General features: G+C 65.5%; 13 protein-coding genes. 9 read left to right on the forward strand and 4 right to left on the reverse strand.

Annotated elements, in window-relative coordinates:
• Positions 1-5: 5 nt before the first annotated feature.
• Complete coding sequence (locus ABIE51_RS10385) at positions 6-857, forward strand: VOC family protein (protein ID WP_354504002.1); 852 nt, start codon at positions 6-8, stop codon at positions 855-857.
• A 146-nt stretch (positions 858-1003) separates the two neighbouring features.
• Here ABIE51_RS10385 and ABIE51_RS10390 read toward each other — a convergent pair whose 3' ends face one another.
• A complete protein-coding gene (locus ABIE51_RS10390) occupies positions 1004-1762 on the reverse strand; it encodes an alpha/beta fold hydrolase (protein ID WP_192630660.1) in 759 nt (252 codons plus the stop codon).
• 206 nt (positions 1763-1968) lie between these two features.
• Between ABIE51_RS10390 and ABIE51_RS10395 the strand changes: the two genes are divergently transcribed.
• The 4 genes from ABIE51_RS10395 to ABIE51_RS10410 all read left to right on the forward strand — a co-directional run bounded on the left by ABIE51_RS10395 (position 1969) and on the right by ABIE51_RS10410 (position 7105).
• The gene (locus tag ABIE51_RS10395) at positions 1969-2778 is read left to right on the forward strand and encodes a pyridoxamine 5'-phosphate oxidase family protein (protein WP_354504004.1); all 810 of its coding nucleotides are present in this window, start codon (positions 1969-1971) and stop codon (positions 2776-2778) included.
• Positions 2779-3266: 488 nt separating this feature from the next.
• The gene (locus ABIE51_RS10400; RefSeq protein ID WP_192630662.1) at positions 3267-4607 is read left to right on the forward strand and encodes a choice-of-anchor Q domain-containing protein; all 1341 of its coding nucleotides are present in this window, start codon (positions 3267-3269) and stop codon (positions 4605-4607) included.
• A 57-nt stretch (positions 4608-4664) separates the two neighbouring features.
• Positions 4665-6020, forward strand: a complete 1356-nt coding sequence (locus ABIE51_RS10405) for a choice-of-anchor Q domain-containing protein (protein WP_192630663.1) — start codon at positions 4665-4667, stop codon at positions 6018-6020.
• 302 nt (positions 6021-6322) lie between these two features.
• Entirely contained in the window at positions 6323-7105 is a 783-nt protein-coding gene (locus ABIE51_RS10410) for a hypothetical protein (protein ID WP_502913284.1), read from the forward strand.
• 150 nt (positions 7106-7255) lie between these two features.
• Here the strand turns inward: ABIE51_RS10410 and ABIE51_RS10415 are convergent, their stop codons facing one another.
• The 3 genes from ABIE51_RS10415 to ABIE51_RS10425 form a co-directional block, all read right to left on the reverse strand.
• On the reverse strand, positions 7256-8098 hold the full coding sequence (locus tag ABIE51_RS10415) for an alpha/beta fold hydrolase (RefSeq protein ID WP_192630664.1): 843 nt from the start codon (positions 8096-8098) through the stop codon (positions 7256-7258).
• A 77-nt stretch (positions 8099-8175) separates the two neighbouring features.
• Positions 8176-8697, reverse strand: coding sequence for an HXXEE domain-containing protein (locus ABIE51_RS10420; protein ID WP_192630665.1), 522 nt, complete (start codon positions 8695-8697; stop codon positions 8176-8178).
• Complete coding sequence (locus ABIE51_RS10425; RefSeq protein ID WP_192630666.1) at positions 8694-9272, reverse strand: DUF4136 domain-containing protein; 579 nt, start codon at positions 9270-9272, stop codon at positions 8694-8696. Before ABIE51_RS10425 ends, ABIE51_RS10420 begins: the two co-directional genes overlap by 4 nt.
• A gap of 228 nt (positions 9273-9500) precedes the next feature.
• Between ABIE51_RS10425 and ABIE51_RS10430 the strand changes: the two genes are divergently transcribed.
• From ABIE51_RS10430 to ABIE51_RS10445, 4 genes are all read left to right on the forward strand, one after another.
• On the forward strand, positions 9501-9824 hold the full coding sequence (locus ABIE51_RS10430) for a hypothetical protein (protein WP_192630667.1): 324 nt from the start codon (positions 9501-9503) through the stop codon (positions 9822-9824).
• A gap of 108 nt (positions 9825-9932) precedes the next feature.
• On the forward strand, positions 9933-11531 hold the full coding sequence (locus ABIE51_RS10435) for a multicopper oxidase family protein (protein WP_192630668.1): 1599 nt from the start codon (positions 9933-9935) through the stop codon (positions 11529-11531).
• Positions 11528-12673, forward strand: coding sequence for a hypothetical protein (locus ABIE51_RS10440; RefSeq protein WP_354504007.1), 1146 nt, complete (start codon positions 11528-11530; stop codon positions 12671-12673). The genes ABIE51_RS10435 and ABIE51_RS10440 overlap by 4 nt, the downstream gene beginning before the upstream one ends.
• Complete coding sequence (locus tag ABIE51_RS10445) at positions 12673-13245, forward strand: SCO family protein (RefSeq protein WP_192630669.1); 573 nt, start codon at positions 12673-12675, stop codon at positions 13243-13245. The genes ABIE51_RS10440 and ABIE51_RS10445 overlap by 1 nt, the downstream gene beginning before the upstream one ends.
• Positions 13246-13263 lie beyond the last annotated feature (18 nt).

Here is a 13263-nt window from a genome sequence, read left to right on the forward strand (position 1 = left end):
GCCCCATGGAAAAACACGAAGATCTCGCCGTCGACATTGCCCGACGAGACCTCCTGCGTACGACCGGAACGGCGATGTTGGCCGGGCTCACCGCGGCGACGATACCCGGAGCGCTACCCGCCGCGCCGCAGGGGCAGGCGCCTGCCGCGACCAGCAAGGCCGCGTCATTGGGCGCGCGGCTGCAGGGTGTCCAGCATTTCGGGCTTACCGTGCAGAACATGGATCGCGCCTTCGAGTTCTACACCGAAGTGCTGGGCGGTACGGAAGTGATGCGCGACGGCGACTTCCAGGGCGAGCGCATCCACAACACGCTGCTCACGGACGAGGACATCATCGCGCGCGAGCGGGGCGTCAATCCGCGAACCCGCGGCATCCCCGACCTTCGGGGTGGCACGCAGCGCCTGGACGTGCGCTTCGTCCAGTTCGACAACGTGGTGATCGAACTGCTGCAGTACCGCGATGCAGGCCAACCGATGGGACGCGGCAACAGCTTCGCCGACCCGCGCGAGTTGATGAGTCCTGCGTTCCCGCGCTCGATGCACATCTGCTTCTACCTCCGCGATGACGTCGACTTCAACGTCTTCATTCGCGATCTCGAGGCCGAATCGGCACGGCGTGGCATGACTCAGGTGAAGGCCAATCGCGTCATCACCGTCGCCACCGAGCAGGAGCGACGCTCGGCGCCCATCGAATCCAACTCGAACCGCATCACGCAGGGAAAGTCCGATGGATGGTCGCTCATCTACTGCAAGGGACCGGAAGGGGAGCAACTGGAGTTCGTGCAGGCCCTGGGGCCGGTGAAACGCACGTTCCAGGAGGCGTTCCAGGCGCGCCAGCGTTCGCTCGCAGGCAGGTGAGGGCAGTCAAGCGGTGCGTGCCATCGCGGTGCATCGAGACCGATGATCTTTCGCGGCTGCATGGACGCGTGATGCGCGCGTCCATGTGTCAGGTGCAGTGCCCCAGCGGCCCGCGAGCCTTCGGCTTGCGGGGCTTCAAAGCCGTGTTAGCGGCCAGCCTCCCGTGCGGCCGTGACGACGACCTCGGCAACCTTCGCCGGCTGCGACAGGAACACCGCGTGGCTGGAGGGGATCTCGACGACCTGGCTACCTGCGCGCTTGGCGAGCCGGCGCTCCAGGTCGGGGCTGATGGTCCGATCGTTCGACGCGACGATCGCCCAGCTCTTCTTGTTGCGCCATGCAGGGTCGCCCACGGGCGTGGAGAACGCGGCTTTGGAGGCGAGGACCTGCGACTTGGCCATGAACGCCGAATCTTCCGCAGGCACGTCGGCAGCGAAATCCCGGCCGAATGCGGCGGGATCGAGGTACAGGAACTTGTCGTCCTTCGTCGCCCTGATCTCGCGACTCGGACCCGGCGTTTCGGTGACGAGCGTGATGAGGCTTTCGCCCTTCGTGGGCTGGTACGCCGCGACATACACAAGGCCGGCCACATTCGGATGATTGCCCGCCTCGGTGATGACGACGCCGCCGTAGCTGTGACCCACCAGGATGCTGGGGCCGTCCTGCATGTCCAGTATGCGATGCGTCGCATCGACATCATCCTGGAGCGACGTGATCGGGTTCTGGACGAGGGACACCTTGAAGCCCTTCTTCTCGAGCAGCTCGGTGACATCGCGCCAACCGGAGCTGTCGGCGAATGCACCGTGCACGATCACGATGTTCTTGATGTCGGCCGCTCCCGCATCCTGCGTAGCGACGGAGGCGAGGGCGGCAAGCGTGAGCGAAAGGAACGTCGGCGTGTTCATGGGCATTTCTCCGTGGGGGAGGGAGACCGCGGAAACGGTTGTTCGACATCGACAGGATTCGGCCCGGCTTCCGCCGGAGACCGGGAACCCACGCTACTACCGCGGCATCGTTACCACGGATCAATTCCGGTGAATCGTCGTGAACGCCACGAGTGCTTCGCGACGTGCGGCAGCGCTGGGGACTGCAATCGCGGACGATCTGGCGTATGACGGTGGCAGACAGCACTGGCGTGACTGACTTGGCTTACATGGAGAGGCTGCCATGCATAAAATCGAATCGCAGCCTTCGCCCTGGCATGACGGTGAACGCGCCATGCAGGCGACGGTTGGAAGTGGGTGACCGCATGGAGGCCGTGGGCAGGCGCGTGATGCGCGACTACATGCTCGATCAGCATCGCGAATTCTTCGAGAAACAATCGAGGCTCATGGTCGGACTGGTGGATGCCGAAGGTTGGCCTTGGGCGACGATCCTCGAAGGTGCCCCCGGTTTCATCCAGGCGTCGAGTCCAAGACGCCTTGCGGTCCAAGCGCTGCCATCGATGAACGATCCAGCGTTCGCCGACTTCCGCGAGGGCGCTTCCATCGGTCTTCTCGGCCTGGAGTTCCACACGCGGCGTCGAAACCGATTGAATGGCCGCATCGAAGAACTCAATGCATCGGGGTTTTCCGTCGAGGTGGTGCAATCGTTTGGAAACTGTCCGCAGTACATTCAGACTCGTACTCCAATCGGGGCGACGCTTGGTGATACGGGCGTTGAGGTCGAATCGTTGGAAGGCCTCGATGAGGAAGCCTCGGACCTGGTGGAAGCTTCCGACACGTTCTTCGTCGCCAGTTACGCGGATCCGGGCGGTGGTGTCGCAAGCCGTCAGGTCGATGTCTCGCATAGAGGCGGCAAACCTGGCTTCGTGCTCGTAGAAGGGAACATCCTCACGATTCCCGACTTTGCCGGGAACATGTTCTTCAACACGTTGGGCAACATCCTGGAGACCGGACGCGCAGGGCCTGCTGTTCGCTGACTTCGTCAACGGACACCTGCTCCAGTTGACCGGCGAAGCGCGCGTGGACCTCGACCCGCGCCGGATCCACGCATTCCGCGGCGCCGAGAGATCGTGGACTGTCCACATCGACCGCGTTGTGCGGCGCCGCCGGGCATTGAACCAGCGACTCACCCTCGACGAGTACTCGACGAACAACCTCATGACCGGCTCGTGGGATTGATCTGAAGCCACCTGGTGACGTCCGCGCTGTCCGACGAAGGAACCCATGGAGCGATGCTGCCTGACGCTGGTCGAAAGCGGACGTGGCGCTGGCGACTTTCTGGCGAGTAACCACTCGTCGGAAGCACATGCTCATTTCATGTGCTGCGTAACTGACTACGCGCGCGCGGGGGCGGCGCGCCTGCGGCTTCACTACGGCAACGGATGGGATGGCGATACTTCCGCCGCGGTTCGTCGCAACGGAAGCGGGCTCGACCGCGTGCATCGGCATTTCGAGGAGTGCGCTCATGTCATGTTCCGCTTCCATGTCGATGATCGCGCTCGTCGCGGCATCGACCTTCGGCGTACTGGTTCCCGTCGGTGAAACGCATGCGGCCACGCGTGTGGTCACGAACTGCAACGACAGCGGCGCGGGCAGCCTTCGCAATGCGATCTCCATCGCCCAGAGCGGCGACAACATCGACCTGCTCGGCCTGACCTGCGATCGCATCGTGCTCACATCGGGCGAACTGGTCGTGCCGCAGGCGTCGTTGACGCTGCTGGGCCTCAGTCGCGACGCGCTCACAATCGATGCGAACGCGCGGGGGCGCGCGATCCGCCACGCCGGCACGGGCACGTTGCGCGTCTACCGCCTGACGATCGTCAATGGACGCGTGACCACCACGTTCGCCGATGGCGGCTGCATCAAGTCGGCGGGAACGGCGGAGGTGATCAACTCGTCGATCCGCCATTGCCAGGTCGTTCCGGGCGATGGCATGGAGCCGTGGAGCGTAGGCGGCGCGATCGCCGCGCAGAACGTGGTGCTAGCGCACAGCCTTGCGTATGCGAACCTGGCCGACGGCGGGTCGGGTGGTTCGATCCACGCGTGGGGACGGGTGACGCTGCATTACAGCCAGGTGGTCGGCAGCGCCGCCACCGGCGGTGGCGGCGGCGTGTCGGGAGGCACCGTCGCCGTAACCTATTCGCTGATCCGCAACAACGTCGCGTCTTACGGCGGCGGGATCGCGTTTGGCAGCAACGCGTTGCCGGTTGGCCCGAGCCTGGTGGTGAACAAGAGCACGCTGGCGGGCAATCGCGCCACCGGCGGAGGCGGAGGTATCGCACAGGCCGGGACCACGAATGGTGCGCAGATCACCGACAGCACTATCTCGGGGAACATCGCCAACTACCACAGTGCCGCTTCGCTTCCGGCCAACACGCGCATCTACAACAGCACCATCACCCGCAACGACGATCGCAACGCCGAATGCGACGGTAGCGTCGGCGCGGTGAGCGATCTGCACCTGGAGAGCACCGTCGTCGCCGGCAACCTGTGCAGCACGGGGCAGGGGGTCGACATCGCCGCGCTGGTCGATGGCGAGGCCGTAACCGGCAGCCACAGTCTGGTGACTCGTTCGCTTGCGCCGCTCCCGGCGGACACCATCCTCATCGACGATCCACGGCTGCTGGCCTTGACCAGCAACGGCGGACCGACGCCAACGCACGTGCCGGAGCGCAACAGCCCGCTGCTCGAGCGCGGCAACAACGCGCTGAGCCTGCAGTACGACCAGCGCGGGCCGGGTTTCCCGCGCGCGCATGGCGCGTTCGTCGACATCGGCGCCATCGACCTGCCCAGCCCGAATCCGTAACCGACCGCGTCGCACCGGCCGGCGATGACCACGCCGTCGGCCGACGAGGAGTCCGCCATGTCCCATCATGTCTTCCTTCCGATCCTTGTCTGCGCGGCGCTGTGCGCCGGCGCCGCCTTGCCGGCACGCGACGTGCACGCCGCCACGCGCATGGTCACCAACTGCAGCGACAGCGGCCCGGGCAGCCTGCGCAACGCGATCACCGGCGCGATCAGTGGCGACGTCATCGACATGCGGTCGCTGTCATGCAGTCGGATCGTCCTGACCAGCGACGAACTGGTGGTGCCGCAATCCACCCTGACGCTTCTGGGGCCCGGGCGCGATGCGTTGACCATCGACGGTCACCAGACCTTCCGCGTGTTCCGCCATACCGGCGACGGCGTGTTGCGCCTCGAGAGCGCCACGGTCGCGTGGGGCTACCACCACGCCACCAGCGAACTCGGCCGCGGCGGTTGCATCAGTTCCAACGGCAGCGTGCAGCTGCATCTGACCCGCGTGCACCATTGCCAGAACCTCGCCGACGGGTGGCTCGAATCGCCAGCCACCGCCGGCGGCGCGATCAGCGCGCTTCGCCACGTCACGCTGACCCACAGCTCGGTGTTCGACAACGTCGCCACGACCAATTCCGAAGGCGGCGGCATCCACGCCGAATGGACAGTCACGTTGCAATACAGCCATGTCTTCAACAACTCGGCATTCGTCGGCGGCGGTGTGTACGCGGGCAGCAGCGCCAACATCGTCTACTCGACGGTCCGCGACAACCGCGGCGGCGCGGAGGGCGGCGGCGTGTACCTGGAGCGCGGGAACCTGCTGGTCAACAAGTCCACCATCTCGAACAATCGACTGCGGCAGGATCCGCCGCGGTCCATCTGGCCCGATGGCGGCGGCATCCGTGCGCGCGGGAACGGCACGCATACCATCGTGGACAGCACGCTGTCCGGGAATCATGCCGCGTTCGGTTCCGCCGCGTACCTGGAAGGCGCGACGACGATCCAGAACAGCACCATCGTCTTCAATGTCGGCCTTTGGGACGACGACCCGCCGACGCCGCCGTGCGAAGACCGCGGCGCGCTGTGGTCCAACGCGCTCACGCTCTACAGCACCATCCTCGCCAGCAACACCTGCACCAACGGCGTTGGGTATGACCTGGGCACCGACGCGCCCGCGATCGTCGGAATGGGCAACCTGATCACCCGCTCGAACGTCGCCGTGCCAGCCGACACCATCACCACCGATCCGCGCCTCGCGCCGCTGGCGTTGAATGGTGGGTCGTCGCGCACGCACATGCTGCTGGTCGACAGTCCGGCCATCGACCGCGGTTACAACGTCAACAACCGCGCCTATGACCAGCGCGGCACCGGATTCCCACGCGTCAAGGGTCCCCGGCCCGACATCGGGGCGGTCGAACGCTGATGATCGGCGCCCATCGAAATCATGCCCAGCATGAACATTTGCACCCAGCGTTCCTCACCTTGAGGCGCGCGGTTTCAGGCGTGAACGGCGGAAGTGGAGAGCGGGTCATCAGTTTCTCCTCGGGAAGTCCGCGGCACGCGCGGCTCGCTGCCCCACTAAAAATTCACGGTGCCGTAGCGAAAAGCCGAGCGTTGCCGTGTCAGCAGTGATGACGACGCGCGATTCACGTCACGTCGAGCACGGTGGCCAACCTGCACATGCAGCAGGTTTGGTCCCTCACTCACAGCATCAGGAGCTGCAACGTGAACGAAAACGACAAGCGCGAAAATCGCGACTTCAACCGTGATCCGATCAGCGGCGCCCCCGGCTCGCATCCCGTCGGCGTCGGCGTCGGTGGCGTGGGCGGCGCCGCGGCAGGCGCGGTGATCGGCGCCATTGGCGGTCCGCTCGGCATGCTCATCGGCGGAGGCATCGGCACGTTGATCGGCGCTGCGGCAGGCAAGGGCGTGGCCGAACGCATCGACCCGACCGGCGAAGCCGAGTACTGGCGCGAAGCGCACACGTCGCGTCCGTATCACGACGCAAGCTTCGACTATGACAACGATTACGCGCCGGCCTACCGGTACGGCGTCGATTCGCGCGCCAACCTCTCGGATCGGTCGTGGGACGATCAACTCGATCGGGATCTGGGTGCCGGCTGGGGCGAGGCGCGCGGCGGATCCAAGCTCGAGTGGGATCACGCGCGAAACGCGGTGCGCGATGCGTGGGATCGCAGCGATCGAACCTACAAGGCTTATGCCGCCAGCGACCGTTACTACGCGGACGCGTTCGAGAAGGTCGATTACCGCGATGCGGATGCGCAGTTCGACGATTACCGCCCGGCTTACCGCTACGGCACCCAGGCACGCGGCCGCTACGGCGACCGCCAGTGGGACGAAGGTCTGGAAAACGAACTGGGTCAGGGCTGGGACAAGGTCAAAGGCACCTCGCGACTGGGCTGGGACAAGGCCAAGCACGCGACGCGCGATGCGTGGCACGGCGTGGAGCGCGCATTGCCCGGTGACGCCGACGGCGATGGCCGATAAAGCGTCCCTCTGAAACCTATGGAACCGGAAGGCACCGCTCGCGGTGCCTTCCGCGTTCATCGGTGTCAGGGCATGACGCGCAACGCCAGCTATTCATGGGGTTCGGGATCTCCGAACGTGGCGCGAGGCCCTGAGGACAAAGCGTAGTCGTCAGTACAGATCGTCCGATGCGACTTGGGCAGCACGAAGTGCTTCGACGAGATCGCCGAAGGCGTTCTTCACCGCTACCGGATTCTCGATCCACGGGAAGTGGCCCGCGTCGGGGATTTTCCGGTCGATTACGTTCCGCGTGCGATAGGTCGAAGCTTTCCAGGCGCTCTGGCTGACGATGCGATCGTCGTCGCCCCACATGCGCAGCACCGGGATGTCCGTCGGCCACCATCGGGCGCGGTACGTGTGATCGAAGTGTCCGTCCGACCATTCCACTGCGGCGGCGTTGTAAGGCATGCGCGCAAGCAGCGCACGGCCTGCATCGAGTCCGCGCGGCGTGAAGTTCCACTCCGCCGAAGCGACTGCCAACTCGGCGAGATTTCCGACGCTTCTGTCGCGCGCGTACAACTCGGCGGCGCGCTCCACGGCGGGGAGCGGATGGCGCTCCGTCATCGCGACATACTGCGCATGCCAGCTGCAGTCGGGAGCGGTGTCGAGCAGTGCGAGGCCGCTGATGCGTCCGCGAAGCTCGGGAGTCGCCAGCAGGTACATTCCGCCGGTGGAGTGACCGACGAAGATACTCCGCGGAAAAGCGTCGGCGGCTTCGGTCAATACGCCCGGCCATCGCGCGAAGGGATCGACGCCCGCGGGCGCCGGATTGGACCCATCACCGGGAAGGTCCACCAGCCAGATGCGTCCGGGAACGCCCATCGCGTCGGCCAGTTCGTGGAGGCTCTCCGAGCCGATGCCCGGGCCGCCCGGTAGCAGCAGCCAGGTGAACTCGTCCGACGTGGCCGAGTGCAGGCGCATGCGCACGCCGGATGGGGTGTATCGCGTTTCCATCGGGATGGTCTTTCCTTTTCGAAGCGGAGATGGATCTCGTGCACCGTGTGGATGCACGTGCGGATAACCAGTGAGCGTCAGGCAGCCGGCACATGGAAGTGCCACAGGCCGGCCCACATCACGAAGAGCAAGAGCGCGAGGCCGACGGCGAATGCGCCGACAACGCCGCGTCTGCCCAAGCGCTTGTCCCTCACGGCGAGCCATGCCACCCACAGGGAAATCGGGTAGTAGAGCAACGCTGCCGTCAGCAGGCCCGGCGAATACACGCGCTGGAACACCGTCGTCAGCAGATGCACCCAGAAGTCCCAGAACAGGTTGCCGCTGGCCCATGCAAGGCACACGAACGCGGAGGTGCGACCCCGACTCATCGCCGCCCACGCGACCACGCCGAGCAGGATCGCCATGAACACCGCGTTGTTGACGGCGAACATCGGAATGCTCATCGCCCCGTGCATCTGAGTACCGACCCAGGCCGGGAAACCGCCGAGGTATTCCTCGGCGATGTGGAGGGTGAAGGCCGCCGGCATCAGCCAGATGGCCCGTTCGAATCGCATCCCGAGTCGCCCGGTCGCCGGGGCGATCGCGCCAGTGGCGGTCATGACGCCGGCTTGTCCGGGAACGTCGCGAACATCTTGTCCACGCCCGCCTGAATCGCCGCGTCGAGTTTCTGCGGCGAATCGGGCACGTTGCCCGACGCGCTGCCGCGCCAGATCGCCTGTTTGGTCTTCGCATCGAACATGTCGAGCACCAGCGTGCCGACGGTGTAGGTATCGACCGTGGTCGTTGCCGTACCGGTGCCCCAGCCGGGTCCGAAGCCCGGGCCGAACGCCATCGGGCCCATGTGCCACGGATTCCGCCAGCCCCAGCCGGCGTAGGTCGGGCCGCTGTAGAAGGTGTCGAGCGACTGCTTCTCGCGGGTGGCGACGTTGGCCACCAGCGAGACCTGACCGTTGGAGGCCTGCGTCCAACCCTGCTGCTGCAACTTGGCGTCGATTGCGGCGACCAGCCGCTGCTGTTGCAAGGGCGGCAGGTCGTTTGGCTTCTTCACCCACGTGTAGGTGCGATACGACGCGAAGTCCGCCGACGGGTCGGCATCGGTCTTCACGACCGGGGACGCCGCGCAACCGGCAAGGAGCAGGCCAAGCAGGGGAACGAACGTCAGTGCGGTTTTCATGGGGGCGCTCCTCGCGCATGGGGGTGGCGAGGACGTTAGAGATGCCCGCGCCGCGCGGGATGACATCCGTCAAGCCGATGCACGATGGCAACCTGCAACGTTCAGCTGGCGTGGCGAACGCGGATGAAGCGACGCGCACGAATCGCGCGAGTCCTTGATGTACGTCAACCGGCGATCGCGCGGGACCGCACACGCTGAGCCGCACCTTCTTCCGCGCGCACGACCGCCATGAACCGCGAGCACCTCGACGAGGACATCTGCGTCCACATCTTCACGACCTCCGCCGCGATGCTCGGCGTGTGCATGACCGTGGTGGGCGTGATCCGCGTAGTCACGGCCGTGCGGCGCGTGAACACCATCGCCGACGAGATGCTCAGCATTAACGCGATCGTTTACCTCTGCGCGGGCCTGTGTGCGTACTGGGCGCTGCGCACCAAGCGCGGGCGCCGGAATCTCGTGCTGGAGCGGGTCGCCGACGCGATCTTCCTCATCGGACTGGTCATGAGCGCGGTCGCGACGGCGTACATCGCGTGGGTGGTGAGCGAGTTCTAGCCGCTCCCTTGCGCCGGCATGACGTCCGTCAAGAGCCCGGGGCTGCGTTGTATCCATGATGTCGGAAAGCCGTTAAGCCGCATCCCCACCGCGCGTGAGATCGACCTCATGGACCCGAACGAAAACCTCGACGACCGCCGCGCCGTCGCCGCGCCGACATGGCTTCGCCATCCCCGCGGCGTGCGCCTGCCGGCCGTGATCGCGCTGGCACTGCTGCTGGCGGCCTGCACGCAAGACTACCGCCCGACCGCTGACCACGAGCCGCTGCGTGCGCCGCCCGAATTCAGCTACGGCCCCGACGGCGTCACGCACGCCGAACTGCGGGCGTCGCAGGCGCACGTGAACATCGGCAACGAGCGCTATGTCTCGCTGGTGTTCAACTCGGACTACGACGCGCCGCTGCTCCGCACGCGGCCCGGTGGCGTCGTCTCGATCCGCCTGGACAACCAGATGGACGAGAAGACGAACCTGCACTTCCACGGCATGACGATCTCGCCGCTGGAAGCGGGCGACAACATCTTCCGCGAGACGCCGCCACACCAGGTCGGCATCTACAACCTCAAGATCCCGCCGGACCACAGCCCGGGTGCGTACTGGTACCACAGCCATTTTCCGGGCGGTTCCGAGCGCCAGGTCGCCGCGGGCATCGCCGGCCCGATCCTTGTCGACGGCATGCTCGATCCGTTCCCGGAACTGGCCGGCATCAAGGAACGCGTGCTCGCGCTGCGCAACTTCCAGAAGACCGCCACCGGAAAGGTCGCCAGCGAGATCATCACGAGCGCCGCGTCGATCCGCACGGTGAACGGGCAATCGCAGCCGGTGATCGAGATCCAGCCCGGCGAGACGCAGCTGTGGCACTTCATGAACATCGCCGCGAACCAGTACTTCCGCATCCGCGTGAAGGGCCAGCCGCTGCAGATCCTCTCGCGCGACGGCAACACGGTGAACCAGAAGGTGATGACCGACGAGCTTCTGATCGGCCCGTCGGCGCGCTTCAGCGTGCTGGTCGTCGGGCCGGAGGCGGGCGATCACGCGATCGAACTCGGCTCGGGCAACACGGGCCCGGCCGGCGACCAGTACAAGGGTGAGACGCTGGCGATCCTGCGTTCCAGCGGCCCGCGCACGGCGACGAAGGCGATCACCAGCGCATATCCGGTGTCTGAGGATTTCAGCAAGGAGCCCATCGCGCACCATCGCGAGTTCTCGTTCGAGGATTCGCCCACCGACGGCAACGCCTTCATGATCAACGGCCGCCGCTTCGATCGCGGGCGCGTGGACACTACAGTGAAGCTCGGCGACGTCGAGGAATGGCGCCTGACCAATCCGTCGCAGGAACTGCACCAGTTCCACATCCACCAGACCGATTTCCAGGTGGTGGCGATCAACGACAAGCCGGTGCCGTTCGACGGCTATCGCGACAACGTGTTCATCCCGGCGACGGGCTCGATCACGCTGCGCATTCCGTTCCGCGATCCGACGATGCTCGGAAAGTTCGTCTACCACTGCCACATCCTCGAACACGAGGACGGCGGGATGATGCAGGTGGTACAGGTCGTCAAGCCGCAGGACTACGAGCAGGCGGTGACGCTGGAACCGCTGGGCGGCATCTACGGCGACAACCAGCTGTGCAGTTACCTCGACAACACCGGCCAGAAACTGGTGGTGCCGAACCCGAGCAACTTCCCGGCGACGGGAGGTGCGCCGTGAACGGGCTGCACAGAAGCGCGCTGACGCTCGCCGTCGTGTCCGCATCGATGGGCGTCGCGCCCCAGGCGCGCGCCGACAACGGCATGTACCCGAACTTCGGCATGGACTACAGCGCCGTGTTGCAGAACGATTTCAGCCGCGTCGACGGGAGCAATCCCGGCGGGCCGCGCGATACCAACGACTTCTATCCGGACGTGACCACGTCGTTCTACCTGCGCTTCACGCAGAACGACCAGCTGCGCCTCACCACCGAGTTCAACCCGATCAATCCGCCGAACCAGGGCGACAAGCGCTTCTTCGAAGACGTCGGCATGGTGGTGAACGAGTTGAACTATTACGGTCTGCGCTCGCGCACGTCGTGGATGATCGGCAAGTTCGAGGTGCCGTTCGGCCGCGCGAAGGACCAGGCGCCCGGGTTGTACACCAACGATTTCGTCGGCGCGTACGACATGCAGGGCATGCTCGGCGCGACGTTCGGGTATCGCATGTTCGGCCAGAAATTCGGCCTGATCGAACCGGACATCAGCCTCTACACCGCCGACACGACGGACCTCGGCAAGCCGTTCTTCCAGGGCGGAAGTCGCCTGAAGCGTTCCGACGGCGGGCCGGCGAACAGCGGCAAGCTGGACTCCTACGCGCTTGCGCTGAACTGGACGGGCATCCCCGCGTTGCCGTTCCTCGAACTGCAGGGCGGCTACATGCGCAACCGGAAAGGCGTGGCCCAGGACGACGGCACGACGCCGGACGACGAGGTGGTGAAGGTGGTTTCGGCGCGCTACATGTTCGCCCGGCCACCGGCGATCAACCTGGACAACACGCTGGCGGGACGCTACTGGGACATCGTGCCCTTCATCGAATACGCCGACATCGACAACGAGGACGCAGTCGCCGGCAACGACACGCGCTACCTCACCACGTCGCTCACGTTCGACTACGGGCCGTGGGCCTTCGGTGCCACACGGACGGACAAGCGTCGTCCCGCCATCGTCGATGCAGGGCGCAACGACTACCTCAACGAACTCAGCGTCACCTACAACGTCACCGGCCGCCTGAGCGTGGGCTTTTCGGCCGGAACGCAGAAGCAGGCGGGGCAGAAGTCCGACCTGATCGGCCTGCAGATGACCTACAACGGAGCCTACTGATGCGCGCCTCGATCCTGCTCTCCGCATTGTTGCTGGTCCCGTCGCTGCTGCTGGCCGAGCCGCGCTCCGACATCGGTGGAAGCTTCAGGCTCACCGACCAGGACGGCAAGGCGGTCACGCAAGCAACGTACGCCGGCAAGCCGGCGCTGATGTATTTCGGTTTCTCGTCGTGCCCGGATGTGTGCCCGACGGACCTGGCCCGCATCGAACGCATCGCGCGCCGCGTGCAGCAGGACAGTGGTGTCGCCGTCACGCCGATCTTCGTCACCATCGACCCTGAGCGCGACACACCGGCGAAGATGAAGACCTATGTCTCCATCTTCGGCAAGGATTTCGTCGGACTCACCGGCACGCCGGCGCAGATCAAGGACATCGCGGCGAAATACCACGTCTACTACAAGAAGGTCCCGTACGGCGACAAGGGCCATTACACGATGGACCACTCGACGTTCCTGTTCCTGCTGGATCGGCAGGGACGTTACGTCGATCACTTCGGGCGCGCGGTGGACGAGAAGGTCGTGGCGCAGCGGATCGCTGCGGATCTGAAGGGCAAGCCCGTCGCGGCGAAGTGAGACGAAGCTTGTGGACGT

Source organism: Lysobacter sp. OAE881 (genome assembly GCF_040546665.1).
Lineage (GTDB): Bacteria > Pseudomonadota > Gammaproteobacteria > Xanthomonadales > Xanthomonadaceae > Lysobacter_J > Lysobacter_J soli.